The organism is Actinoplanes sp. TBRC 11911, assembly GCF_012933445.1.
In the GTDB taxonomy this organism is placed as follows: Bacteria; Actinomycetota; Actinomycetes; order Mycobacteriales; family Micromonosporaceae; genus Actinoplanes.
Map to the genome: position 1 here is coordinate 102205 of NZ_JABBNC010000024.1, position 24710 is coordinate 126914.

At 70.3% G+C, this 24710-nt stretch carries 22 protein-coding genes; 9 read left to right on the forward strand and 13 right to left on the reverse strand.

Annotation, left to right across the window (positions count from 1 at the left end):
* Window positions 1-93: 93 nt before the first annotated feature.
* The 6 genes from HH310_RS28110 to HH310_RS28135 are packed head-to-tail and all read right to left on the reverse strand — an operon-like array spanning window position 94 to window position 6816.
* A complete protein-coding gene (locus tag HH310_RS28110) occupies window positions 94-2412 on the reverse strand; it encodes a hypothetical protein (RefSeq protein ID WP_169178676.1) in 2319 nt (772 codons plus the stop codon).
* Window positions 2409-3596: an acyl-CoA reductase gene (locus HH310_RS28115; RefSeq protein ID WP_169178677.1), complete on the reverse strand. Its 1188-nt coding sequence runs from the start codon at window positions 3594-3596 to the stop codon at window positions 2409-2411. The genes HH310_RS28110 and HH310_RS28115 overlap by 4 nt, the downstream gene beginning before the upstream one ends.
* On the reverse strand, window positions 3593-4627 hold the full coding sequence (locus HH310_RS28120; protein ID WP_169178678.1) for an acyl-protein synthetase: 1035 nt from the start codon (window positions 4625-4627) through the stop codon (window positions 3593-3595). Before HH310_RS28120 ends, HH310_RS28115 begins: the two co-directional genes overlap by 4 nt.
* Entirely contained in the window at window positions 4624-5844 is a 1221-nt protein-coding gene (locus HH310_RS28125; RefSeq protein ID WP_312034369.1) for an AMP-binding protein, read from the reverse strand. The genes HH310_RS28120 and HH310_RS28125 overlap by 4 nt, the downstream gene beginning before the upstream one ends.
* Window positions 5841-6578, reverse strand: coding sequence for an SDR family NAD(P)-dependent oxidoreductase (locus HH310_RS28130; protein WP_169178679.1), 738 nt, complete (start codon window positions 6576-6578; stop codon window positions 5841-5843). The genes HH310_RS28125 and HH310_RS28130 overlap by 4 nt, the downstream gene beginning before the upstream one ends.
* Window positions 6571-6816, reverse strand: a complete 246-nt coding sequence (locus tag HH310_RS28135; RefSeq protein WP_312034370.1) for an acyl carrier protein — start codon at window positions 6814-6816, stop codon at window positions 6571-6573. Before HH310_RS28135 ends, HH310_RS28130 begins: the two co-directional genes overlap by 8 nt.
* 189 nt (window positions 6817-7005) lie before the next feature.
* On the opposite strand from HH310_RS28135, the gene pseB reads away from it, so the two are divergent.
* Genes pseB through HH310_RS28165 form a run of 6 tightly spaced genes read left to right on the forward strand, consistent with a single transcriptional unit; the run spans window position 7006 to window position 13222 of the window.
* Window positions 7006-7986, forward strand: coding sequence for a UDP-N-acetylglucosamine 4,6-dehydratase (inverting) (gene pseB, locus HH310_RS28140; protein ID WP_169178681.1), 981 nt, complete (start codon window positions 7006-7008; stop codon window positions 7984-7986).
* A complete protein-coding gene (locus HH310_RS28145; protein WP_169178682.1) occupies window positions 7986-9110 on the forward strand; it encodes a DegT/DnrJ/EryC1/StrS aminotransferase family protein in 1125 nt (374 codons plus the stop codon). The genes pseB and HH310_RS28145 overlap by 1 nt, the downstream gene beginning before the upstream one ends.
* Before the next feature lie 3 nt (window positions 9111-9113).
* Window positions 9114-9938 (forward strand): hypothetical protein, encoded by an 825-nt coding sequence (locus HH310_RS28150; RefSeq protein ID WP_169178683.1) that lies wholly within the window; start codon window positions 9114-9116, stop codon window positions 9936-9938.
* A 5-nt stretch (window positions 9939-9943) separates the two neighbouring features.
* Window positions 9944-11443 carry a hypothetical protein gene (locus tag HH310_RS28155; RefSeq protein WP_211192726.1) on the forward strand — a complete coding sequence of 500 codons (1500 nt, stop codon included), beginning with the start codon at window positions 9944-9946 and terminating at the stop codon, window positions 11441-11443.
* A complete protein-coding gene (locus tag HH310_RS28160) occupies window positions 11440-12165 on the forward strand; it encodes a cytidylyltransferase domain-containing protein (RefSeq protein WP_169178685.1) in 726 nt (241 codons plus the stop codon). Before HH310_RS28155 ends, HH310_RS28160 begins: the two co-directional genes overlap by 4 nt.
* Before the next feature lie 37 nt (window positions 12166-12202).
* Entirely contained in the window at window positions 12203-13222 is a 1020-nt protein-coding gene (locus HH310_RS28165; RefSeq protein WP_169178686.1) for a PseG/SpsG family protein, read from the forward strand.
* Here the strand turns inward: HH310_RS28165 and HH310_RS28170 are convergent.
* The 3 genes from HH310_RS28170 to HH310_RS28180 are packed head-to-tail and all read right to left on the reverse strand — an operon-like array spanning window position 13217 to window position 15269.
* Window positions 13217-13720, reverse strand: a complete 504-nt coding sequence (locus tag HH310_RS28170) for a GNAT family N-acetyltransferase (RefSeq protein ID WP_169178687.1) — start codon at window positions 13718-13720, stop codon at window positions 13217-13219. The two genes, HH310_RS28165 and HH310_RS28170, sit on opposite strands and share 6 nt — an antisense overlap.
* A complete protein-coding gene (locus HH310_RS28175; RefSeq protein WP_169178688.1) occupies window positions 13717-15009 on the reverse strand; it encodes a type II toxin-antitoxin system HipA family toxin in 1293 nt (430 codons plus the stop codon). Before HH310_RS28175 ends, HH310_RS28170 begins: the two co-directional genes overlap by 4 nt.
* Window positions 15006-15269: a helix-turn-helix domain-containing protein gene (locus tag HH310_RS28180; RefSeq protein ID WP_211192708.1), complete on the reverse strand. Its 264-nt coding sequence runs from the start codon at window positions 15267-15269 to the stop codon at window positions 15006-15008. The genes HH310_RS28175 and HH310_RS28180 overlap by 4 nt, the downstream gene beginning before the upstream one ends.
* Window positions 15270-15465: 196 nt before the next feature.
* Here HH310_RS28180 and HH310_RS28185 point away from each other — a divergent pair, with 196 nt between their 5' ends.
* Complete coding sequence (locus HH310_RS28185; protein ID WP_169178689.1) at window positions 15466-16944, forward strand: DHA2 family efflux MFS transporter permease subunit; 1479 nt, start codon at window positions 15466-15468, stop codon at window positions 16942-16944.
* Here the strand turns inward: HH310_RS28185 and HH310_RS28190 are convergent.
* A complete protein-coding gene (locus HH310_RS28190; protein ID WP_169178690.1) occupies window positions 16925-17542 on the reverse strand; it encodes a response regulator transcription factor in 618 nt (205 codons plus the stop codon). The two genes, HH310_RS28185 and HH310_RS28190, sit on opposite strands and share 20 nt — an antisense overlap.
* 202 nt (window positions 17543-17744) lie before the next feature.
* Here HH310_RS28190 and HH310_RS28195 point away from each other — a divergent pair, with 202 nt between their 5' ends.
* Window positions 17745-20987 (forward strand): BTAD domain-containing putative transcriptional regulator, encoded by a 3243-nt coding sequence (locus HH310_RS28195; RefSeq protein ID WP_169178691.1) that lies wholly within the window; start codon window positions 17745-17747, stop codon window positions 20985-20987.
* Here HH310_RS28195 and HH310_RS28200 read toward each other — a convergent pair.
* From HH310_RS28200 to HH310_RS28210, 3 genes are all read right to left on the reverse strand, one after another.
* Complete coding sequence (locus HH310_RS28200) at window positions 20964-21677, reverse strand: zf-HC2 domain-containing protein (protein ID WP_169178692.1); 714 nt, start codon at window positions 21675-21677, stop codon at window positions 20964-20966. The two genes, HH310_RS28195 and HH310_RS28200, sit on opposite strands and share 24 nt — an antisense overlap.
* Window positions 21674-22183, reverse strand: a complete 510-nt coding sequence (locus tag HH310_RS28205) for a sigma-70 family RNA polymerase sigma factor (protein ID WP_312034373.1) — start codon at window positions 22181-22183, stop codon at window positions 21674-21676. The genes HH310_RS28200 and HH310_RS28205 overlap by 4 nt, the downstream gene beginning before the upstream one ends.
* Before the next feature lie 173 nt (window positions 22184-22356).
* Window positions 22357-23439 carry a neprosin family prolyl endopeptidase gene (locus HH310_RS28210; protein WP_312034374.1) on the reverse strand — a complete coding sequence of 361 codons (1083 nt, stop codon included), beginning with the start codon at window positions 23437-23439 and terminating at the stop codon, window positions 22357-22359.
* Window positions 23440-23716: 277 nt separating this feature from the next.
* Between HH310_RS28210 and HH310_RS28215 the strand changes: the two genes are divergently transcribed.
* Window positions 23717-24709: a magnesium transporter CorA family protein gene (locus HH310_RS28215; RefSeq protein ID WP_169178694.1), complete on the forward strand. Its 993-nt coding sequence runs from the start codon at window positions 23717-23719 to the stop codon at window positions 24707-24709.
* Window position 24710 lies beyond the last annotated feature (1 nt).

Sequence of the window (24710 nt, forward strand, 5' to 3'; positions counted from 1 at the left end):
CTTTGACGCTAGGCATCGGCGTCCTCCCATCCGATCCCGCTGACCGCCCGATCGACAGTAGGGTTAACCCGACCCTAGGCCGGGCGAACAACCCTACGGCAGCTGGTACACGGTCACCGGGCCGTCGGAGAAACGCGCGGTCGCGACCTTGCCCAGGTCGGGCGAGACGCCGCCGGTGGCCCGCTGGTCCGCGAAGAGCCACCGCACGTTGAACTGCCGACGCAGCTCGGCGACGTCGGCCGCCCGCGCACTCTGGAAGACCCGCTGGTTGAGCTGGTACACGGGCTGTTCGGGAGCGGGCTGGAAGTTGTAGCGCTGCCCGTTCACGCCGTCCTGCGCCACCGCCTGGTCGGTGTAACCCCAGCTCTCGACCACCGCGCGGCGGCCGCTGAGCCCGCTCACCCAGAACGCCCGCGCGTCGCAGAGGTCCGGCGAGGAGATGGCGACGCAGTGCACGTTGGTGGCGATCACGTCGTCGTCGCCGGAATGCTTCTGCAGCCAGAGCGCGGCGGTCATCTCGGCGCCGGTCACCTCGCTGGCGGGTTTGTTGGGCGTCGGCGGCGGGTTGGTGAGCGCCCGGTAACCGTCCTGGACGCGCTGGTCGAAACCGCTGCCCAGGCCGGCGCCGACCACGGCGGCGAGCAGCGCGATCGGGATCGCCCGCCACGCCATCCGCTTGGTGGCGAACCGCCAGACCGCGAGGCCGATCGCGATCACCACGGCGGCCAGCAGCGCGGTCCGTAGGAGCGGCCAGGTCAGCGCCCACGCCCAGGACACCACCTTGTGCGGCGGGATCGCCACCGGTGGCGCGAGCGCGGACCACAACCCGCCGGCCAGCAGACCGGCCACCACCGGCCGCCACCCTCGTTCGTGGTCGGCGAGCAGCCAGACGGTGCCGACCGTGGCGAACGGGATCACCCCGATGAAGAAGTAGGCCTGGCTGAGCGACGGGTGCCAGAGCAGCCAGGCGGCCCCGAGCCCGGACAACGTCATACCGGCCAGCAGCCAGGCGGCGGGCTCGCCGCGGGTGCGCCGGGTGCCGATGGCGGCGAGCGAGAGCAGGCGCGGGCCTTGCATGAGCATGCACCACACGGTGATACCCGCGATGAACACCAGACCGGCCGCGGACGCGTTGGCCACCCCGAACGGGAGGAACCGGCTTCCGTCGATCTTGTCCTGGTAGCCGATCGTGGCCTTGTACGGCGCGAACCCGTTGAGCAGGGCGAACGGCTGCAGGCCCAGGACGCTGGCACCGCCGCCCGCGAAGAGCTTCGTCTGCAGCACCGTCGCCGCCGCGACGACACCGAGGAACGTGAGCGCACCGGCGAACCGCTCCCGGTGCTTGAACCACAGCATGACGGTGACCACCAGCATGCCGGCGACCACGGGTGGCAACGCACTCGATTTCGCGCCGGCGCAGGCCAGCGCCAGCGGGCCGACCAGGAGCCAGGCCCACCGCAACCTGCGACCGCGGACGAGGTCGACCGCGAGCAGCACGAGAAGGCCGACCAGCGGGAGCGCGTAGACCTGGGACGGGCTGAGCAGGACCAGCGGCGTGCCGCCACCGGCCGGGCCGACCGGAGCACCCAGCACGAGGGGTCGCCCGAGGATCGCGACCACCCCGCCGAGCGCGCCGGCCCACCATTTGCCGGCCAGATCCCGGGCGAGCACCGCGGCGACGAAGACCGCGGTCGCGGCGACCGGCAGGATCCAGAGCCGGAACAGCACGACGGACGGGTCGATCCGGGTGACCATGCTGCCGACGGCCATGTCGGCGTCGGCGAGATACGTGTAGCGCAGCGTGTTCCCGGCCAGCTGCGGCACCTGGAACGGCATCGACCTGGTCATCTCGTGCACGAGCGCGAGGTGGTACATCAGGTCCTGGTAGTAGACCGCGGTGACCGGCGGCAGCGGATTGGACCGCCACCACGTGTAGATGATCACCACGACCACCACGAGGCCACCGGCCATGATCCAGGACCAGCGCACCGGCAGCGGCTCCGGCTCGGCGATCCGCCAGTGACCGCGCAGCCTCGGCACCGCGGCGAAGAGCACCAGAATCAGCAGCGGCCAGCCGGGCAGCAGCGCCTGCAGTCCGGTGGCGGCCGCCAGGGCCCAGCCGACGAGCATGACGAGCAGGCCGGTCGCGGCGCCCAGGCCGAGGTCCTCGGGCCAGTTGCCGCGGCTGCCGCGCAACGCGCGGTGCACCAGGGTGCCGGGCAGCACGACGCCCAGGCCGAGATAGAGCACGTAGAGCGCGATATCGGGGATCGGGGTGTCGGTCTGCACGAGACCGCCCACGGCGAGCGCCGCGGGCACGATCCAGGGAAGAATCCTGGGGAAGAGCTGGGTCTTCTTACGCCTGGGAACCTGTGCCTCAGCCGGTTCGGCGGAAAGGACCGTCGTCGTCACGCGGCGAGCGTAGTAAGGCGCGTAAATTCACGCGGCAGGTCGTACCCGTCCCAGATCGCGCCGAATGTCAGGGCCGACCCGAGCGGAACGATCCGGTCCACCCCGCGACCGCCGAGCGCTAACGCGAACTCCCGCAACTCGTCCGGCTGGAACCCGAAGTGCGCGAACGTCTGGTCCTGCCGGTTCATCGCCGGCACCAGGTCGAGCAGCGAGCCGACCTCGGCGAACGGGAACGCGCCCGCGCCGATCCAGTACCGCGGCGCCTGCGGGACCGCGGTGAGCGACAGCGACGTGACGGTGTTGGCCGGGAAGTCGATCGCCGAGACGGCGCCGGTGGCGGCCAGCTCGTACGCGTTCACCCGTTTCTCCACCGCCATCGACGCGTCGACCGCCCAGCCGCGCTGGTCGACCACGTCCAGCAGCAGCTCGACGAACTGCTCGCGGACGTCACCGGTCTCCGAACCGACCAGGAAGACTGTGCGCGGGGACGAGCAGGCGGCCTGGTCGAACCAGTAGGAGTCGTTGCTGAACCCGACCACGGCGTCGCGCCGGGCCTTCGGGGAGGCCGCACGCCACCCGTCCGCCGAGATGGCGGCCCAGGAGGTGCGGTCGGCGAAGGTCATGTCGCGCGCGGACGGACGCAGCGGTTGCTTGCGGATCGAGTTGATCGCGTTGTCGCCACCCCAGATCACCCGCAGGTCGCACCACTGGCTCAGCGCCGCGGTCACGGCGTCGTCCCGGCCGTACGTGATCATCCGCTGGGTCCGGGCGATCACCGGGTCGGCATCGGCGAGCACCTCGTTGAGCGCTTCCAGGATGGTGTCGGCCGCGACCGCCGAGCGCTCCGAGATGCGCACGACGTTGTGGTTGCCGGCCAGCGCGGAGAGCGCCCACGAGTACACGAAGATGGTGTCCACGTTCGCCGGCGGCACGTGGAAGACGTTGCCGCGCGGGAAGACCAGCGCGTCCGGGTGCTGCATGCGGGCGATCGCGCGGTGCAGCTCGGCCGGGCGCAGGAAGAAGCCGAGCGAGCCCAGCTCCGGGTGCCGCCGGGCGACGGCGGGCGCGAGCAGCTTGCGGGCCAGCTTGGTGAGGAAGTCGACGACCCGGGGGTCGCCGACGGCCAGCCGGTCGTCGGACGGCGCGGTCAGGTCGCCCTCGACGCCGAAGCGATACCGGATCATGCGGCCTCCTTGTACGTGTCCGAGCAGCCCCGGGCCTCGGCCCGGGGGAGCCGGCCGAGCACCGAGAAGCGCTTGCCGGGCCAGTCGCCGTCGTCGATGCCGTGCACCACGCCGAGGTCCTCGGTGAGCAGCACGTGCCCCGGGTACGAGGTGGGCAGCGTGCTCACCACCTCGATCAGGCCGGGTTTGCCGGGCGGTAGCTCTTCCCACGTCTCCGGGTCGCGGATCACCACGTCGGCGAAGTCCGGGCAGTAGAGCGAACCGCCGGACGGTCCCTCCAGGAAGATCGTGCCGATCTGCTCGACCATGCCGTAGAAGTTGTGCGTGCGGGTCAGGCCCACGCCGGCCAGCCTGGTCCGGAACTCGTCCGGCGACACGGCCTGGTCGATCAGCTTCTTCCAGCCGCCGGAGTGGATCAGGATGCCGTTGCTGAGATCGAGCCCCTGGGCCAGCGCCACCTCGTAGAGGTGCAGCCACACCATGTAGGTGAACCCGAAGATCAGGAACGGCTCGCCGCCGTGCTTGGCGAGGAACTCCCGGATCGCGTCGACGTCGACGTGCCCCTCGCCGTCCAGCGCCCACACGTGGTCGCGGCCGAAGGTGGCCATGCCGAGCACGCCGGCGCCGCGCGCGCTGAACGAGCGGCGGTCCTTGAGCATCGCCTTGGTGTCGACCAGCAGCATCGGCAGCCGCTTGGGCCCGAGCACCGACTGCACGGTGGCGCCGAGCTGCTTGGTCTGCGTCGCGGCGGCCGCCTTGTCGAGGTAGATCTTGCTGACCTCGCCGGTGGTGCCGCTGGACGTCAGCACCTTGAAGACCTCGTCGTCCGGGATGCTCTTGAGCTCGAGGTTCTTGAACAGGCGGACCGGCAGCCAGGGCAGGCCGGCCACCGAGGTGGCCGGTTCGTAGCCGGAGGCGGCCAGGATGCGGTCGTACGGCTCGCAGTGCTCACGATGGTGCTCGACCAGCGCGGAGAGCTCCTTGAGCAGAGCCTCCTCCTTCGCCGCCTGCGGAAGGGTGAAGACACTCACAGCGACGCCTCCAGGGCGCGGTAGTCGATCTTGCCGTTGGGCAGCAGCGGCAGTGCGTCCACACTACGCACCGAAACCCCGCTGAAATGCGTGCCGAGCCATTCGGCGATCTTGGTGCGGAGGTCGCGGACCTCGTCGTCCGACGCGCCCTCGGCGAAGACGTTGAGCTTGTCGTCGCCGGCCACCGCGGCCACCGGGAAGTTCTTCTCCACGTCGTCCAGGTTGATCCGGACGCCGAAGACCTTGCCCATCCGCTTGGTGCGGCCGGTGAGGTAGAGGAAGCCCTCCTCGTCGAGCCGGCCCAGGTCGCCGGTGCGCAGCACGCCGCCCTGCTCGTCGCCCTTGGCCAGGTCGGCGGCGGTGTCCGCGTAGCCCATCATGACGTTGGGACCGCGGTAGACGACCTCGTCGTCCTCGATCGCGAAGGAGCCGCCCGGCAACGCCTGGCCGACCGAGCCGAGCTTCTCGTCGAGCCGTTCCGGGGGCAGCGTGGCCATCCGCGGCGCGGCCTCGGTCTGGCCGTACATGACGAACAGCCGGCCGCCCGCCGCTGCCATCCGCTCGGCGAACTCGGTGACCCGGTCGGTGCGCAGCCGGCCGCCGGCCTGGGTGAGGTTGCGCAGCGCCGGGTACTTCGCCGGGTCGAACCGCAGCCGGCGCAGCATCTCGTACTGGTACGGGACGAAGGCCATCGACGTGACCTCGTGCTCGGTCACCGCGGTCCAGAAGTCGCGCTGCATGATGCCGGTACGCTCCAGGACGAGCGTGGCACCGCGCAGCAGATGCGAGTTCAGCACCGACATCCCGTACGAGTAGAACAGCGGGAGCGTCGTGATCGCCACGTCATCCGGGCCGATCCGCAGGACGTCGGCGATCTGCTCGGCGTTCGCCCGCACCGCGTCCGCGGCGAGGCGGACAAGCTTCGGGTTACCGGTCGAACCGCTGGTGGTCAGCAGGACCGCGAGGTCGGGGTGCACCGACGTGGTGGTGAAACGCTCGATCAAGGCCGAGTGGTCGGCGTCCGGGTCGAGGAGCACGACGGGCCGGCCCAGCCGCAGCGCCGCCAGGTACCGCGCGATCGCGCCGACGGTGGTCTCGAAGGGCAGGAAGACGACGCCGGCGGGCAACGATGCCGCGGCCGCCTCGATCATTTCCTCGGTCAGCGTCTCGCCGGTCGCGGCGTCGATCACGCGCGCGCCCGGATGAAGCAGATTCACAGCGAAATGCCCCCATCGACCCCGAGCACCTGGCCGGTCACGAACCGGGCCTGCTCGGAGAGGAGAAACACGATCACGTCGGCCACCTCGTCGGCGTCGCCCAGACGGCGCAGCGGGGTCGCGGCGATGCGCTCGGCCCGGCCCTTCTCGTCGAGCGTGTCGAGCATGTCGGTGGTGTGGAAGCCGGGCGCCACCGCGTTCACCCGGATGCCCTGCGGCCCGAGCTCCTTGGCGGCCGACTTGGCCAGGGCCGTCACGGCGCCCTTGGACGCCGCGTAGATCGACTGCCCGGCCAGGCCGTAGGTCGCGGTCACCGACGACAACAGGACCACCGCCGGCGTACGCCCCCGGGCCAGCAGCCGAACCGCACCACGCAGCGTGTACGCCGCACCGGCCGCGTTCACCGCGAACAGGCGCGCGATGCTCGCGTCGTCGGTCATCCCGAGCAGCCCGGCGCTGTGTGTCCCGGCGTTGACCACCAGGGCGTCCAGCCGCTTGAAGTTCTCGAACGCGAGCCGCATCAGGTTCTTGCTGGTCTCCGGCTCGGCGATGTCGCCGGCGCCGGTCACCACGGTCACCCCGAACTTGTCGGCGAGCTCGGTGGCGACGCTCGCAACGCCGTCCGCGCTGTGGCCGTGCAGCACCAGGTCGTGACCCCGCTCGGCGAGACGCGTGGCGGTGGCCCGGCCGATCCCCCGGGAGGCGCCTGTGACCAGGGCCACCCGGTCAGCCATCGATGGTCACCCCGTACTTGCCGAGAATCCGCACGGCCTCGGCGAAGCTGGACATATTGATTACGTCGTCTGTGTCGATCATCACGCCGAACTCGTCCTCGATAGCGGCGATCAAGGACATGTGAGCGAGCGAATCCCACTTCTCGTTGTCCTGGTACCGCAGGTCGTCCACGGGAGCGTCCGCCGGAAGATCCAATGCGGTGCGGAACGCATCACGCAGTCTCTGCAGTTCAGTCACGGGACAGCTCCAAAGGGGTGGTGGACAGAGGACTCCAAAGATCATCGAGACCTCGGACGTCGCGGCTAATGTTAGCTGAACCGCAGGTTAATGCCGGTTGCCGTTTTGTGTTGGCTCTCGAAGCGCCAGGTGAGCTTGTTATCGTCTCGGCTCGAACTGCCTTCTGCCCACCCCCCGGGAGAACATCAAGTGTCTGTACTCAGCGGATCGTCGATCCTGGTCACCGGAGCGACCGGTTCCTTCGGTAAGGCCTTCCTGAACTACGCCCTCGACAACCTGGACCCGCAGCGGATTGTCGTCTTCTCCCGGGACGAGCTGAAGCAGTACGAAGTCCGGCAGATGTTCGGCGACGACCCCCGCCTGCGCTTCTTCCTGGGCGACATCCGCGACTCGCGGCGCCTCGAGCGGGCGATGCACCAGGTCGACTACGTGGTGCACGCGGCCGCCCTCAAGCAGGTCGACACCGCGGAATACAACCCCTCCGAATTCGTCGCCACGAATATCAACGGGTCGCAGAACGTGATCGACGCCGCGATCAACGCGGGCGTCAAGAGGGTCGTGGCCTTGTCGACCGACAAGGCGTCGAGCCCGATCAACCTGTACGGCGCCACGAAGCTCGTCGCGGACAAGCTCTTCATCGCCGGCAACCACTACGCGGCGACCCACCCGACCCGTCTCGCGGTGGTCCGCTACGGCAACGTGATGGGCAGCCGCGGCTCGGTCGTCCCGCTGTTCCGCAAGCTCGCCGCCGAGGGCAAGAGCCTGCCGATCACCGACAAGCGGATGACCCGCTTCTGGATCACGCTCCCGCAAGCGGTGAAGTTCGTGGTCGACTCGTTCGACGTGATGCAGGGCGGCGAGCTGTTCGTGCCGCGCATCCCCAGCATGCGCATCCTCGACCTGGTCGAGGCCGTCGCGCCGGACTCGGCGACCCACGAGGTGGGCGTGCGGCCGGGCGAGAAGCTGCACGAGGAGATGATCGCCGCCGACGACAGCCGCCGCACGCTGCGCTTCCCCGACCGCTACGTGGTGCAGCCCGTGGTGGCGAGCTGGGGCTACGAGACGCCGACCGGTGGCGAGGAGGTCGCCGACGGGTTCAACTACCGCTCGGACAACAACGACCTGTGGCTGAGCGTGGAAGAGATGCGCGCGCTGCTCGGGGACAACTGATGCTGCCCTACGGACGGCAGTCCATCGACAACTCGGACGTCGAGGCGGTCGTCGCCGCCCTGCACAGCGACTGGCTCACCACCGGTCCCCGGGTCGCCCAGTTCGAGGCGGACATCGAGGCGGTCGCGGGCGCTCCGGCGGTCACCGTGACCAACGGCTCGACGGCGCTGCACACCGCGTACGCGGCGGCCGGGGTCAAGGCCGGCGACGAGGTGGTCACCACCCCGATGACCTTCGTGGCCACCGCCTCGACGGCCACCATGCTGGGCGCCACCGTGGTTTTCGCCGACATCGAGGACGAAACGGCCAACCTGGACCCGGCCGCGGTCGAGGCGGTCGCCGGTCCGCGGACGAAGGCGATCGCGGCCGTCGACTACGCCGGGCACCCGGCCGAGTACGACGCGCTCCGCAAGATCTCCGAGCGGGTCGGCGCGGTGCTCCTGGGCGACGCCGCGCACGCGATCGGCTCGACGTACCACGGCCGGCCCGTCGGCACGCTCGCCGACCTCACCACCTTCTCGTTCTTCCCGACGAAGAACCTGACCACGGCCGAGGGCGGTGCGGTCGCGTCGATGCGGCCGGAGCTGCTCGAGCGGGCGCGTACGTTCCGCGGGGTCGGCATGGTGCGCGACCCGGGCCGGATGCGGCACCAGGACGAGGGCGGCTGGTTCTACGAGGTGCCCGAGTTCGGCCAGAACTACCGCCTGCCCGACCTGCTCTGCGCGCTCGGCAGCTCGCAGCTGCTGCGGCTGCCCGAGTTCAAGGCGCGCCGCCAGGCCCTGACCGCGCGGTACGACGAGCTGCTGGCCGACGTGCCGGGGCTGCGGCTGCCGATCCAGCGCGAGGGCGTGGACCCGATGCGCCACCTCTACCCGATCCGGGTGCTCGACGGGCGGCGGCGCGAGGTGTACGACCGGCTACGCGCGGCCGGCATCGGCGTGCAGGTCAATTACATCCCGGTGTACTGGCACCCGGCGTACGAGGACCTCGGATACCGTCGCGGTATGTGTCCGGTCGCGGAGGCGTTCTACGCTGAAGAGCTGTCATTGCCGCTCTTCGCCGACCTCTCCCACGCCGACCAGGATCGTGTCGTGGAGGAGCTGCGCAAAATCCTCGGGAGCTAGCGGGTGCACCACGCCAACCACTTCTACGGCCACGCCCACATCATGGCCGAGTATTGCGGACTCGACCCGGCCGATCCGCCGCGGATCGACGGGTACCTGCAACACGGCTGGAACGTGGTGGACGGTCTCGGCATCGGTACGCCGTACGTCCCGGGCCGTCCGATCTTCGTGTGGTCCGAGCAGACCCGGCGCCGCGCCTGGTCGATGGGCCGCCGGCAGGCGACCGTCATCGGGGCGCCCTTCCTCTACCTGTTGCGGTTCGCCGAGCCGGAGCCCGCGAAGGCGGTGCGCGAGGGCACCATCTGGTATCCGTTCCACGGCTGGGAGGGCCAGCAGGTCCAGGGCGACCACCAGCGGCTGATCGACGAGATCCGGGAGACCGAGCCGGGCCCGCTGACCATCTGCCTGTACTGGAACGAGTTCCGCAACGACCGGGTCCGGGCGTGGTACGAGCAGGCCGGACGCGTCATCTCGCACGGCTACCGTGGGTATCAGTGGCGCGACACAGACGCCAAGTTTCTCCACAAACAGCTCGCTGAGCTGCGCAAACACAAGCGGGTGGCGTCCAATCGGCTGAGCAGCGCCATCTTCCACGGCGTTGCGGCGGGGTGTGAGCCCGCGGTCTACGGTGACCCGATGTATTTGGACAAGGAGCACGTTCCGACGGCCGAGCGCATCCGGCGGAACTGGCCGGAGCTGCATGGCAAACACCTCGACCAGCAGGCCGCGTACGCTTCGGCGATGTCCGAGCTGGGCGCCGACTACGTAGCGTCGCCCGCCGAGGCCCGGGTCATGCTCGGCTGGGCCGCGCCGGGAGGCTCCGCGTGATCCAGATGATCGGCGGGGAGATGCCGGACTGGGTCGAGGATCGGCTCCCGGTCGGTGGCGCCCTGTTCGAGTACATTGCCGGGCTGGTCCCGGCCGGCGCGCGCGTGCTCGTGGCCGGCCCGCACGACGACGGCCTCATCGACGCCCTGGCCGCGCGCACCCGGCTGACCGTGCTGGTGCGCTCCCAGCCGCGGGCGATCGAGCTGGACACCCGCGGGCTGTCCGTCCTGTGCGGCACCCTCGCCAAGGTCACCGACACCGACCGGTACGACATCGTGGTCGCGCTCGACGGCGTGCGCCGGCTCTGCTCGGTCGAGGGACCGCAGCTCGACTGGGTGGAAAGCCTTCAGTCGCTGCACAAGACGCTGCGACCGGGCGGCACGCTGCTGCTCGCGGTGGAGAACGAGCTGGGCGCCCACCGGCTGGTCGACCCGTCCAGCGCCACCGCCGCGCAGGGCGACGGCGACTGGTTGCCGCTCGGCGAGTTCGACACCAAACCGGGCAACCCGACCCGGCTGGCCGAGCGGCTCGTGACCGAGGGCCTGGCGGTCGACTGGCTCGGCACGCTCTGGCCGTTCCCGGCGGCGCCGACGTTGATCGCCACCCCGAGCGCGCTGCGCAACGGCCCGGTCGACGCCTTGGCAGCGGCGACCGCGGGTGCGGTCGGCCGGGCGTACGCGAACCGCGAAGTGCTCAGTGATCCGCGCCGGCTCGCCGCCGCGGCCGTGCGCGGGGGTCTCGGCGCGGAACTGGCGGCCGGCTGGCTGGTCGTCGCGCACCGGGCGCCACGGCCGATGGCCACGCTGAACCTGCCCGCGGTGCTGTTCGGCGACGGTCCCGTGGTCGAGCTGGCCGCGGACGAGACCGGCACGTGGGTGCGCCGGCTGGTCCGCGAGGATCCCGATCGCGAGACGACCGCGGCGACCGGGCCGCTGCCGGCCGGACGGCTCCTCGAGGAACTGCTGCTCACCGCCTGCCTGCGGCACGACCTGCCATTGGTACGCCGGTTGCTCGCCGGATGGATGACCGCTTTGCCGCGCTCGGCTGCCGACAACGTGGTGGTGCACGGCGACGCGTACGCGGTGCTCGACCCGACCGTCCCGGCGCAGGGCGACGTGCTGCGCCAGTTCGCGCATACGCTGCTCGGCGGCGGGTACGCCCACCCATGGCCGGCCGCGACCGACGTGGCGACGCTTACTTCTTTACTGCACGGCGCGGCCGGGCAGCCCGGGGTCATCGCGGACATTTCGCCCGCTGAGGACGAGCCGCTCCCCGATTCGCGGCGCGAGCACGACGAGCAGCTGCGAGCACTGCGCAGGCAGGTGGCGGACGCCGCGTCACGTGCGCAATGGTTCGAACGTGAGATCGAACGCCGGGACAGAGAACTTCGTAAACTTCGCCTGCAGACCGCCGCGTTCAGCGGCACGGTGGGTTTCCGCGCCGCCAAGATCAGCTACGGCGTAGCCCGCAAGGTCCGCAATCGCCTCCGTAAAGGACTTTCATGACGACCCTCGGCATAATCCAGGCCCGCATAAATTCCTCGCGGCTGCCCGGCAAGGTGTTGCGCCAGCTCGGCGGCGGGACGGTGCTCGCCCGGGTGGTCCGGGCCGCGCGGGCCAGCGGCGTGCTGGACGAGCTCGTGGTGGCCACGACCGTCGAGGCGGCGGACGACGCGGTGGTCGCCGAGTGCGAGGCCATCGGCGTACCGGTGTACCGCGGCCCGGTCGACGACGTGCTGGCCCGGTTCCTCGGCGTGCTCGACGACATCGACAGCGACGTGGTCATGCGTTTCACCGCGGACAGCCCGATGCTCGACCCCGAGCTGATCACCCGGGTCCACCAGGTGTTCACGGCGTCCGGCGCGGACTACATGACAACTTCCCTCAGCCGTACGCTTCCGCTGGGTCTCGACGTCGAGGTGGTGCGCACGCCGGTGCTCCGCATGATCGACGCGCTCGCCACCGACCATCACCGCACCCACGTGACGTCATACATCTACACGCACTCCGAGGAGTTCGACGTGCTCGGGCTGACCCTGCAGCCCGACCTGTCGCACCTGCGGCTCACGCTCGACACGCAGGACGACTGGAAGCTGATGGAGGCCATCGTCGAGCGGTTCGGCGACGAGCCGGTCTCGATCCGCGCGCTGGCCGGTTTCCTGGACGGGCGCCCGGATCTCATCGAACTGAACGCACACGTACTGCAGAAGGCACTCGTCCAAGCATGAACCAGGCAAACACCACACGCGCGGGGGCGGGCCCGGCGTGACAGTGGTCGGAATCCGCTGCGATGCCGGTCCCCGCACCGGCGTCGGGCATCTCGTTCGTTGTGTGGCACTGGCCGAGGAACTGGTGGCGCGCGGCGTCGGCGTGCGCTTCCTGGCCGACCTCGGCGGCGTGGAGTGGGCCGAGGCGCAGCTCACCCAGCGGGGACTCCCGTGGAACCCGGCGCCGTTCGACCCGGTCGGCCTGGTCGCCGCCGCCGAGCGGCTCCGGCTGGACGCGCTCGTCGTCGACTCGTACACGTTGCCGTCGCAGCACACGGTGGCGGTCCGCAAGACCGGCCGGCCGGTACTGGCCATCGTGGACGGTGAGTTCCGCGGGCAGACCGCCGACATCTACGTCGACCAGAACCTCGACGCGCACATCGAGGTCCCCGGGGCGCTGGGTCTGGCCGGGCTCGACTACGCCCTGCTGCGCGGCTCGGTGCGCCAGTTGCGGCCGCTTTCGGCGCCGGTGCACTCCGCGACGCGTACGCCCAAGGTCGTGGCCTTTTTCGGCGGCACCGACGCCTACCATGCCGCACCGCAGGTCGCCGCACTGCTCGCCCGGACCGGGGTGCCGTTCGAGGCCACGATCGTCGGGGCGACCGAGGAGCTGCGCCGCGAGCTGAGCGCGATCACGCCGTCGGCGGGCCAGCGCTTCGAGATCATCGCGCCGACCGACGACCTGCCGAAGCTGCTCGCCGAGGCCGACCTCGCGGTCAGCGCCAGCGGCACGTCGACCTGGGAGCTGCTCTGCCTGGGCCTGCCGTCCGCGCTGGTCTGGGTGGTGGACAACCAGATCCTCGGGTACGACCGGACTATTGCGCGCGGGTACGCGGCCGGCATCGGGCAGCTCGGCCACCTGAGCGACGACTCGTTGACGACGCTGCGCGAGCTGCTGACCGACGCCGACCTGCGCACGTCGCTGGCGGCGAAAGCGTGGGCGGCGGTGGACGGCCGCGGGGTGGAGCGGGTGGCCGACGCGTTGCTGGGCTTGGAACGGATGCGGGCGGCCTTATAGCTCGCGTCGCATGCCCAGCCGGGGCCATTCGTCGAGGCCGTGCGCGGCCTCCTCGGCCCGGATCGCCCGCAGCCCCGGCGTCAGCTCGTCCTCGGTGAGCCGCCGGAAACCGAGCCGCTCGTAGTAGGGCGCGTTCCAGGCCACCTCGGCGAACGTGGTGAGGGTGAGGGCGGCGGATCCCCGCTCCCTCGCCCACCCGGCCACGTGCTCGATGAGGGCGGCGCCGATGCCCCGGCGGGCGTACCCGGGATGCACCGAGACCTGCTCGATGTGCACGACCTGGTCCACCCAGAGCGCGATGAGATACGCGACGACCTGCTCGTTCGCGTCGGTGGCCACCCAGGCGCGCCCGTCCCGCTGGTATGCGAGCAGCTCGGCCGCGGGCAGCGCCTCATCGCCGGCGACCTTGTCCATCCCGACGTCCGCGAACGCCCGCCCGGCCGCCACCTCGATCAGCCGCATAACCGCCACGTCCGCGGCCCGAGCCACCCTGATCAACGCACCTCCAACGCGCGCCGGCACTTCTCGGCATGCTCGGCGACGCGACCGGCGAGGCGATCCGGCAGCTCTGAGTCGAGAGCCTTGACCGTCGCATCGTCGGCGGCCGCGCGGAATGCCGCGGGCAGGCGCTCCGCCAGCCGGTCCACCCGCTCGACCGTACGGTCCGGGTCAAGCCGATTTCGCTCCGCGAAGGCCCGCCAGTGGCGCCCGGTTATCCCCTCGACCCGATACTCCGAGCCGATCTTCATGGCCAGCCGCAGCCGCGGCAGATACATCTCGTCGTACGGCAGACTGCTCGCCACGTCATACAAAGGCGCGAGCCGGATCTGATCGGCGGTGAGCAGCAGCGAGAAGTTCTTCGCGTGGGCGTCTGTGCCGGCGATGATCCAGTTGAGGGCCAGCGCATCCACGAACCGCTCGATGTCGAGATCCGCCACGGTCGGCGGCCTGATGGTGTCGCGCATCAGCCTGATGATCTGCTCGGGTGTCGGGCCGCCTTCGCTCTGGTATTTCGTCGCCGGCGGAATCCCCAAGGTCTGGCACATATCTTCCTGGTGGAGGCGTCGTACGATTCCGCTGCCACCGGGGAAACGGTCGTAGCGATCGACGACGACGGCGCGCTCGCCCGCGAAGGACAGCACCCGGGACGAGGCCGCTAATATTCCGACGCTGCGGGCGGCCTGTAGACACAGGTGCTCGTTCAGGTCGTGGTCGTCAAGCCCGGCGATGGCCGGCTTAAGAATGTGTGTGGTCGGTATCGCACCGGACGGATCGCCCCAACGGCCGGTCGACGCATCGTGGTGGAGTGCCGTTTTTGCCTGCGCACCCGCCAGGCTGAACTGGCCCGTGCCGGCCAGATGCCACGCCGACGGATCACGGCGGAGCGCCCTCAATCGTTCGGCCACACCCTCCTCGGTGAGCCACGCGACCGATCCGGTCCGGGCGAGTAGACCCTCCACACGATCGGGCAACGCGAACTGGACAGCCCCGGCGCAGTCCTCTCCCACGTGGCTCAGCAGCGCGAACGGATTCCCCGACGACACTTGAAACTCGCGGCCCCAACGGTCCAGGACGGCTTCGTTGTCCGGGAGAAGTCCCTGGCAGAAGGCACGGATGACGGGGTCGTCGTGCTCGGCAACGGCGAGCGGCATCGACAATGACAGCGGGAGAGCGTCGGCCGCCAATCGATAGTCGGAATCATAGGTAAGCGTTAGCTTTCCGCCCTTGCCTTGGCGCAGCTCACCCACGTGCCTGCCACCGAGCAGAACGATCATGGCGGTCGTCATGATGGTCCACCCACCGCGCGCAGATAGGCGTCGAGATCGATCTCCGGTTCGGGGGCGACGCCGACCTCGAAGGACAGGCCGAGGGCGGAGATCAGCTGGATTACCAGGCCCACCTCCGCAGTCGGCTTGCCGGACTCGAAATCGGACAGCCAGCGACGACTCACTCCCGCTCGGCGTGCGGCTTCCGACTGGTTAAGACCGACTTCGCGGCGTCGGCTGCGCACGTAAAGACCCAGGTCTCGGGCATTCAACAGCCGCATGTCACCTCCTATTTTGTGCACGTACATGCACATCGTATCAGTTGCGCACGTACGCGCTCAGAGAACAGCCTGAGAACGTACGCGCTCAAACCCGATGATGAGAACGTACGTGCGCATCATCGATGAGGTGAGGGACACGCAAAAGGGGAGATCGGCTCGTCGGATCGCATGATCGGTGCGGCGTACTGTCATCGGCATGGATGGGGTCCGCTATCGCACCGCGGCCGGCCGCTGGGTGCTCTTCGCTACGGTGCTCGGCTCCAGCCTGGCCTTCATCGACTCCACGGTGGTCAACATCGCGCTGCCGATGATCGGCCGCGGCCTCGACGCCGGTTCCGCGGGGCTGCAGTGGACCATCAACGGGTACGCGTTGAGCCTCGCCGCCCTGATCCTGCTCGGCGGCTCGCTCGGCGACCGTTTCGGCCGTAAGCGGATCTATCTGCTCGGCGTGGCCTGGTTCGCGGCGGCGTCGCTGCTCTGCGGCCTCGCCCCGAACGTGGAGTTCCTGGTGGGCGCCCGCATCCTGCAGGGCATCGGCGGCGCCCTGCTCACCCCGGGCGCGCTCGCCATCCTGGAGGCGTCGTTCGTCCCGGAGGACCGCTCCCGCGCGATCGGCGCCTGGTCCGGCCTCGGCGGCATCGGCGGCGCGCTCGGCCCGTTCCTCGGCGGCTGGATCGTCGAGGCCGCGAGCTGGCGCTACATCTTCCTGATCAACGTGCCGCTCGCCGCCGCGGTGCTCTGGGTGACCGCCCGGCACGTGCCGGAGTCGAAGAATCCGGACGCGGCGCAGAAGCTCGACGTGATCGGGGTGGTGACCGGGGCGGTCGGCCTGGCCGGGCTCACCTACGGCTTCACCGCGTGGACCGCGAACGGCCCGGGCGATCCGATGGTGGTGGCCGCGCTCGCCATCGGCGTGCTCGGCATGGTCGCCTTCGTCTGGAACGAGCACCGGTCGCCGCATCCGATGCTGCCGCTGAACGTCTTCAAGACCCGGGCGTTCACCGGCGCCAACGTGGTCACCTTCCTGGTCTACGCGGCCAACGGCGGCGTCTTCTTCCTGGTCGTGCTCAACCTTCAGGTGGTGGCCGGGTACAGCCCGCTGATCGCCGGGATCGCGTTACTGCCGATCACGCTCATCATGCTGGGGCTGTCCGCCCGCTCGGGCATGCTCGGGCAGCGGATCGGGCCGCGCATCCCGATGACCGTGGGCCCGTTGATCTGTGCGGTCGCGCTCGCCTGGATGGCGATGATCGGACCCGGCGCCTCGTACGCGACCGACGTCCTTCCGCCCGTGATCATCTTCGGCCTGGGCCTGGCCGCTCTGGTCGCGCCGTTGACCGCGACCGCGCTCGGCTCCCTCCCGGACGCGTTCGCCGGCATCGCCTCCGGGGTCAACAACGCGGTGGCCCGGGCGGCCGGCCTGCTCGCGGTCGCCGTCCTGCCGCTCGCCGCCGGGCTGGGCGCGGGCGAGCTCACCGACGCGAACCAGCTGCATCCGGTCTACCGCAACTCGATGCTGCTCTGCGCCGCGCTGATGGTGGCCGGTGGTGTCGTGGCGGCGATCCTGGTGCCGACGCGTTTACCGTCGAAGTCGCCGGTCAAGTCGTTCTGCGACCCGTGTGCGCCGCCGGTGCACCCGCGCGAGACGGAAACCGTCAAATCATCCCAGCCCTGAGCGCGTACGCCACCGCGTGCGACCGGTTGCGCAGCTTCAAGCGATGCGTGACCCCGTAGATCACGTTCTTCACCGTGCGCTCCGAGTAGCAGAGCTTCCCGGCGATCTCGTTGGTGTCGAAGCCGTCCGCCATCAGCCGGAGCACGTCGATCTCGCGCGGGCTCAGCCCCGAACCGTTGCGCGGCGCGAGCATCTCCCGCTGCATCCGCTCGACGTGCTTGAGCAGCTCACCGACCAGATTGGGCGGTAGCACCCCACCCCCGGCGGCGGCCGCCCGGACGCTGTGCGCGAGCCGTTCGGCGGTCACCGCGCCGCGCGGCAGGATCGCCACCACCCGGCACTCGACGGCGACGAGCAGGTCGGCCTCGGTGATCTCCTGGGTCACCAGCACGACCGGGGCGCCGACGTCGCCGAGGGCCCGGCGCAACGCCGCGACCACGTCGGTGCTGAGCCGTTCGGCGGCGACGACCAGCACGTCGGCGTCGTTGCGCTGGCTGGTGCGCAACACGGTGAAGTCGGGTCGGAACTGCAACAGGGCGACGAGTCCGGCATGGCTCACCGGGTCCATCGCCTGAACCGCGATCCGGATCTGTTCCATGCGAGCAGTGTCGGGAACGGTTCTTCACAGAACCTTCAGGGATCCTTCATCGCCGGCGCGCGGCCGATAGACCAGTTGATCAGATGTCTCGATGCGTGGGAAGGCGTCCCGGCGCAACGGTGCCCGTCCATCCGCTTTGTGTTATCCATTGACACCCGGTCCGTCTCCCGTGAAGTTGACAGACATCGACCCGGGAGGCCGCGTGGCGAACGTCTTGCGCGTCAACGTGCTCGGGCCGGTGCGCGCCTGGGTCGGCGACCACGAGATCGATCTGGGTGCGGCCCGGCAGCGCGCGGTGTTCGCCGTCCTCGCCGCCCACACCGGACGGCCGGTCGGGCGGGACGAGCTGATCACCGCCATCTGGGGCGACTCGCCGCCGGCCACCGCGGTGGGCAGCGTTTACACGTACGTTTCCGGGCTGCGCCGGGCGCTGGCGGCGAACATGCTGGGCACCGCCGCCGGTGGTTACGTGCTGCGGCTCGATCCGGCCGAGCTGGACTCGGCCCGGTTCCAGCGGTTGCGGTCCGCGGCGGCCGAGTCGCCGGATCCGCGGGCCGCGGTGCGCCGGCTCGACGCGGCGCTGGACCTTTGGCACGGGGACGCGTACGCCACCCTGGCCGGGCCGTTTCTCGAGCTGGACCGGCAGCGGCTGGCCGAGCTGCGGCTGGCCGCCGCCGAGCAGCGGGCCCGGATCCGGCTGGACTCCGGCGACGACGACGCGCTGATCGCCGAGCTGACCGGGCTGGTCCAGGACCATCCCCTACACGAGCCGCTGCACGAGTTGCTGATGCGGGCGCTGCACCGGGCGGGCCGGCACGCCGAGGCGCTGGAGGTGTTCCGGGCGGCGCGCCGCACGCTGGTCACCGAGCTGGGCATCGAGCCGGGTCCGGCGTTGCGGGCGCTGCAGCGGCGGGTGCTGGCCGGGTCGGTTCCGGAGCCGTCGCGCACGGTGGTGCCCACCCCCATCGCGAAGGCTCTGCGGGACGGGCTGGCGGGGCGGGACTCGCTCGGGCGTACGCGGGAAATCGCTCTTCTTCGTGATCTGGTGCGTCAGGTCGCGGGTGGCACCGGCGGCGCGGTGTGGATCGAGGGGGAGGCCGGGATCGGGAAGACCGAGCTGCTGACCCACGCGTTCGGCGATGCCGCGGCGTTCGGCTGCCGGGTCGCCTGGGGTGCGGCCGATCAGCTGGGCTCGGGCGTACCGCTGCAGGTCCTTTCCCGGGCCTTGGGTCTGGAGACGGCGTCGCGCCGGCCGCGTAGCCCGATCGCCGAGCCCGCGGTGGCCGAGGCTGAGTTTGCTGAAGATCAGATCGTCGCGGGTGTACGGCAGGCGTGTGCGTCGGCCCCGCTGATCCTGATCGTGGACGACATGCAGTGGGCGGACACCGCGACCGTCCGGGTCTGGGAGCGGCTGCTCGCGCTGCGTGCCCGGCTGCCGTTGCTGCTGGTCGCGGCGGCCCGGCCGGAGACCACGCCACTGCACGGCCCGCCGCTGCGTCTGGGCCCGCTCGGTCCGGCCGAACTGGACCGGCTGGTGACCTCGCTGGTCGGCGCCCCGCCCGGGGCCAATCTGCGGGCGCTGGTCGGGCGTTCGGGCGGCAATCCGCTCTACGCGCGTGAGCTGATCGCGGCCCTGCTCCGGCAGCAGGCGATCAAGGATGCCGAGGTCGGCCCGGACGTCACGGTCGACCCGCCGCCGACCCTGCTGGACGCGGTCCAGACCACGATCGACCTGCTCCGGCCGGAGACGCGTGAGGTTCTGCGGCTGGCCGCGCTGCTCGGCTCGGAGTTCTCGGTGAGCGAGGTCGTGGCGGTCACCGGCCGCTCGGCGCTGGACCTGGTCGGCGCGCTGGAGGAGGCGCTGACCGCGAGCGTGCTGGTGGACAGCGGCACCGACCTGGCCTTCCGGCATCCGTTCCTGCGTGAGGCGCTGGCCGAGAGCATTCCGCCGGCCCTGCGCGCCGGGCTGCACCGGCACGCGGCCGAGGTGCTGGCGGCCGGCGGCAGCCCGGTCACCCGGGTCGCCGAGCAACTCAACGCGCAGACCCCGGTGGTCGACTCCTGGGTGCTGAACTGGCTGCTGGCGCACCACACCGAGGTGGTGCGCCGGGCGCCGCAGATCGCCGCCGACCTGATCCGCCGGACGCTGCGCACCAGCCTGCCGTCCGCGGCGCAGCGCGGCATGCTGCTGGTCGCGCTGGTGCGCCTGGAGTTCCGCCGGGACCGTTTCCTGCTGACCGAGGCCGAGGAGGCGATGGCGCTGGCCACCGATCCGGCCGACCGGGCCGAGATGCGCCAGTTGCTCGCCACCATGTGGTATCGCGGGGGCCGCGAGGCCGACGCGGTGGGGATGCTGCGCGAGGCGGTCGACGATGCCGCGGTGCCGACGATCTGGCGGTCCCGGCATCGGGTGCTGGTGGCCAACTTCCGCCGCGGCAGCCTGGACGACCTCGACCGGGCCGAGCGCAACGCGCGCGTCGTGTACGCCGAGGCGGTCGCCGCCGCTCAGCCGTACGAGACCGCCTTCGCCCTGCAGACGATCTGGCTGACCAGTTCGATCCGCCGCGACCACGAGCGTGCGCTGGAACACGTGGATCGGGCGCTGGACGTGGTCCGGGACGATCCGGCGCTGGCCGACACCTACTTCGACCTGCTCGACAACCGGCTCTTCTCGCTGCAGAACCTGGATCGGCTGGACGAGGCGCAGCAGACGTTGCGCGAAGCCCCGGCCGGCCTGCAGGTGACCACCGCGGTGCAGGACTTCTGGCTGGGCCGCTGGGACGAGGCACTGACCGAGGTGGGCGGGGTGACCGAGGACAGCCCCGGCATCACCTTCCACGGGCGGCGCGAACCGGGTGCGGTCACCATGCTGCTGCACGGCGTCGCGGCCCTGATCGCGCTGCACCGCGACGCCCGCGACCTGGCGGCGGTGCACCTGGACGCGGCCGACGCGGTGCCGGCCAGCGAGGCGGAACGGGAGAACTGCGACTTCCTGCTGGTCGCCCGGGCGCTCGCGGCCGAGCAGCGGGGGCGCGACGCCGAGGCGCTCGAACTGCTCGAGCCGTTGCTGCACCCGTCGTACGCGCCGATGATGCTGCGCCACCAGTGGCTGCCGGACGTGCTGCGGCTGGCCCGGCGCCGGTCCCGCCCGGACATCGCCGAGCGGGCCGCCGCGATCTGCGCCGGCGAGGCCGCCAAGGAGGTGCGGCCGGCCCGCGCGTACGCGGCGAACCTGCGCTGCCAGGCGCTGCTGCACGGCGACCCCGGCCCGGCCCGCGCCGCCGCGCGGCACTACCGCAAGGTCGGCCGGGTGGTCGAGCTGGCAGCGGCCCTGGAGGACGCGGCGGTGCTCGGCGGGGACCGGCCGGACGAGGCCCGGCAGCTCTACTCCTCGATGTCGTCGCGCTGGGATGTCGCCCGGCTAGTCGAACTTCGCCGTCCCTAACACGTGGCCCTCGTAGTCGGCGATGCTCACCGAGCTGACGTCGCTGAGCTGGAACCAGGTGGCCCCGATCACCTTGGCGTTGCCGGACGGGGTCGGACCCCAGGCCGCCGCCTGCTCGACGTCACCCTCCATGTTGCGCATCTCGCAGCGGAACGGGCCCTCGCCGCGCAGCTTGGTCACCTCGACCGAGACCGAGACTCCCCACACCTTTCCGGTGAGCTGCGCCTCCCCGGTCATCCCGCTGCCCTGCGACGGCTCGAACTGGGCGGTGATGAGCTGTGGGCTCGGCACCGCCTCCGGCGGCGACGACTGCCGGCTGTTCTGGATGACCCCGAACCCGATCACGGCGGCGATCAGCACCACCGCCGCGGCGGCCAGCCACCGCACGCCGGCGGTCCGGCGGTCCTTGCGGCGCTCGGCCCGCATCCGCCGCAGCAGACCCTCGATGTTCTCCGGGCTGGGCCGCGCCGACATGCTGACCAGCGGGCGGGCCGTCGCGGAATCCGATGATCGCTGCGCTTCGGGTAGCCGGCGGAGCAATTCGGGCACCGGGGAGAGCACGTCGAGCTCGTCCCGGCACTCGTCGCAGTCGCGCAAGTGGGCGTCGAGCCGGTCGGTGTCCGGTTCGTCCAGCCCACCGAGCAGATAGCCGCCGAGCAGGCGGCGCATCTCCTCGTGCTCGGCGCTCACCGCAGTACTCCCATCTCTTCGAACACTGCCCGCAGGGCGCGCACCGCGTAGTAGGCGCGGGATTTCACGGTGCCCTCCGGAATGGCCAGCTTGCGTGCCGTGTCGGCGACGCTCTGTCCCTCGAAATACATGGCGCGCACCACGTCCTGGTGCTCGCCGGAAAGCCGGCCCAGCGCCTCGGCGACCAGCCAGCCCTCGACCATCTGGTCGACGTTGTCGGCTTCCGGCACCGAGTTGACCGCGTTCTCGTCGGCCACCAGATGCGGCCGGCGCTGCTCCGCCCGCCAGGCGTTGGTCACCACGTTGCGCGCGATGGTCAGCAGGTAGGAGCGGGTGCGGCCGGTCTCGGTGTCCAGGTGGTCGATGTGTTTCCAGGCCCGCAGCAACGTCTCCTGCACCAGATCCTCGGCGCGGTGCCGGTCGCGTACGTAACGAAGGATGAAGCTGAGCAGGACCGCATAATGCTCGGTGTAGAGGGCGGTCATCAGCTCCTCGTCGGGGCTCACCCGTCTCTTCATCCGCGCCCAAGCCTCTCGCCGTCGGTCCTGCACACACTTCTACACCGATCCGGCCGGTTCGGTTCGACGTGACGCGTACCCGTCCGGCGACAGGACGATGCCCGGTCCCCCTCGCCGGGACCGGGCATCGTGTCGCGGGGTGATTTTGAAAGAGCTCAGACTCAGCAGGCTCCGGGGCCGCCGAACCGGAAAGTTCGGGCGCTGAGGGCGTTGACGGTGTAGACGTCGCTGGTGGCCCGGACGTTCATCTGCTCGGGCGGGCCGTTCAGGTACGAGATGCTGGCCGCCTTGGCCGCGGTCGTCTTGTCCGGGGTCTGGCCGTTGCCCATCTCACTGCACGGCTTGGCGGTGGTCGAGGCCACCTCACCGAAGACCTGCACCAGGCCGGACCGGTTGAACTTGACGCCTTCGTCGTTCCAGAGCGCCTCGGGGAAGTACCCGATCCACTCGGTGTCGTAGGCGATCCACCAGGCGCCGTTGAAGTACTGGATGCCGAACTTCTTGGTGACGTCGTACGCCAGGGTGGCGCCCGCCGTCACGTTCTTGCTGTACGGCTGGAAGCCGCAGGCGTTGTAACAGGTGGCCTTCCGGTTGACCCAGTGGAAGACGAACAGGTGCGGATCGTCGTCGCCGTTGACCACCCGGTCGACGTTCCAGCCGACCTCGACGATCTGCTGGCCGTCGGCGGACTGCAGCGCGATCTCGGTGAGCGTGTGGTAGTCGGCCTTGGCGAGGGTCGGCTTGGCCACCGTGAGGTTCGCGTAGACGCCGTCCGTCTCGGCGGCCTGCGAGCCCACGCTGTACAGGTAGTTGACGTCCTCGTCGCCGTTGTCCGGCGGCTGGGTCGACGAGGACGGCGCGGGCGCCGGCGCGGGGGGCACGATGTCGGTGTGCTCGGTCTTGAGGAAGCTGGTGCGGTTGCTGCGGCCCTTCGGCCCGTACCGGCCGCGCGGGGTGGTCGAGCCGCTCGCGTCGGCGGGCGCCGCGGAGAGCCCCTCGATCCGGAGGCTGCGGCTGGTGTCGCCGCCGCGGCCGCGCTTGATCTTCTTCGGTCGTTCGCCCCAGGGGAGAACGACCGGGGGTACCAGGTCGTCGGGGTCGGCCGCGGCGGCAACCGCGGGTTTGGCCTCGGGGGCGTCGGGAACCTCGTCCGCGCCCGCGTTCAGGGTCGAGGCGACGCCGAAGGCGCCGACCACGGCGACGGCTAAGCCGGCGGCGAGCAGACCGCGGCGTGACTTCAACACGTGTCCGTCCTCGGGAATCAGGGGGTCGGGGGCGGCGGGCGAGGTGGCCTCCGGCACCGGTTCTCAGCGGCGCAGGTCACCATATAGCTTTCTCGATTCCACGGGCGGGTGCCGACGAGATTTCCGCCTTAACGGCTGAGGTGGTGAGCCGATCCGGTGAGCCGAAGCCTAATTTCTTTTACGCAGCGTATCCAGACGACTGCGGAGGGCTTGTTTTTACTTGTTGTTCGGAAAGAGGCAAAGTGTCACGAGCCTCTTTCAGGTCTAGCGTGAAGTCATGGCCGGGATCAGGGTCCTGTCGCTGTCCGGGGGCACTGTCCAGTCTCACCCGACCGCCGAGGTCGCGGCACTGATCGGTCGGCCGGACACGGTTGTCTGGGTGGACATTCCGGAGTGCTCGGACGAGGCCGTCGACCTGCTCACCGAGGTATTGAAGTGCCACCCACTCGCGGTTCGTGACTGCATGCAACGCAATCGCGTGCCTCGTGTCCGGATTTATCCACATCAACAGCTGTTGATCCTGCACGGGCCGGAACGCGGGCCGTCCGGGCACGTCCACTATCTCGAACTTGATCAGATAATCGGCGAGAACTATGTGGTGACGGTGCACGGCCCCATCAATGCCGCGCTTTCCGTGGAAGTGGCGTTGCGGGAGACCGACGGGGTGCGCCGGCGTCTCGAATCCGGCCGATTGACACCCGATTCCCCGTACGAGCTTTCGTACGCCATCACGTCCGCCCTGGTGCACCGCCTGGAGACGTTCATCGAGGAGGTCACCACCGACGTCTGGCGGCTCGAGCAGCGGGTCACCAGCGGGCACATGGGCAACCCGGAGGAGTTCCTGGAAGAGCTGTTCCAGGCCCGGCACGGGCTGCTCGCGGTGCGCACGATGGGCGCGCTGGGTGCCGAGGTCTACGGCCGGGTAGCCGCGCTCGAGGCCCGCATCCCGGCCGACGACCTGCCGCTGGTCAACGACGTGGTGGATCAGCTGAACCGGATCCGCGGGCTGGCCGACGGCGAGCGTGAGTATCTCCAGGGCGTGATCGAGTTCTATCGGGCGCGAGCCGAGACCAAGATGACGATCGCGGCCGAACGGCTCGCCGTGATCGCCGTGGTGACGCTGCCGATCACCGCGTTGTCCTCGATCTACGGCATGAACATCATCGTCAACGACCGGACACACGTCGCCGCGCTCATCGCCGTCCTGATCGTCATGGCGGTCATGTCGGCGCTGCTGCTCACCTGGGCGAAACGACGAGGTTGGTGGTAGA

Coding starts and splice junctions, on each gene's coding strand:
- HH310_RS28115 (WP_169178677.1), bottom strand. CDS start 3,596: ATGATCCGGTATCGCTTCGGCGTCGAGGGCGACCTGACCGCGCCGTCC.
- HH310_RS28130 (WP_169178679.1), bottom strand. CDS start 6,578: ATGGCTGACCGGGTGGCCCTGGTCACAGGCGCCTCCCGGGGGATCGGC.
- HH310_RS28145 (WP_169178682.1), top strand. CDS start 7,986: ATGCTGCCCTACGGACGGCAGTCCATCGACAACTCGGACGTCGAGGCG.
- HH310_RS28155 (WP_211192726.1), top strand. CDS start 9,944: ATGATCGGCGGGGAGATGCCGGACTGGGTCGAGGATCGGCTCCCGGTC.
- HH310_RS28160 (WP_169178685.1), top strand. CDS start 11,440: ATGACGACCCTCGGCATAATCCAGGCCCGCATAAATTCCTCGCGGCTG.
- HH310_RS28175 (WP_169178688.1), bottom strand. CDS start 15,009: ATGACGACCGCCATGATCGTTCTGCTCGGTGGCAGGCACGTGGGTGAG.
- HH310_RS28180 (WP_211192708.1), bottom strand. CDS start 15,269: ATGCGGCTGTTGAATGCCCGAGACCTGGGTCTTTACGTGCGCAGCCGA.
- HH310_RS28185 (WP_169178689.1), top strand. CDS start 15,466: ATGGATGGGGTCCGCTATCGCACCGCGGCCGGCCGCTGGGTGCTCTTC.
- HH310_RS28190 (WP_169178690.1), bottom strand. CDS start 17,542: ATGGAACAGATCCGGATCGCGGTTCAGGCGATGGACCCGGTGAGCCAT.
- HH310_RS28215 (WP_169178694.1), top strand. CDS start 23,717: ATGGCCGGGATCAGGGTCCTGTCGCTGTCCGGGGGCACTGTCCAGTCT.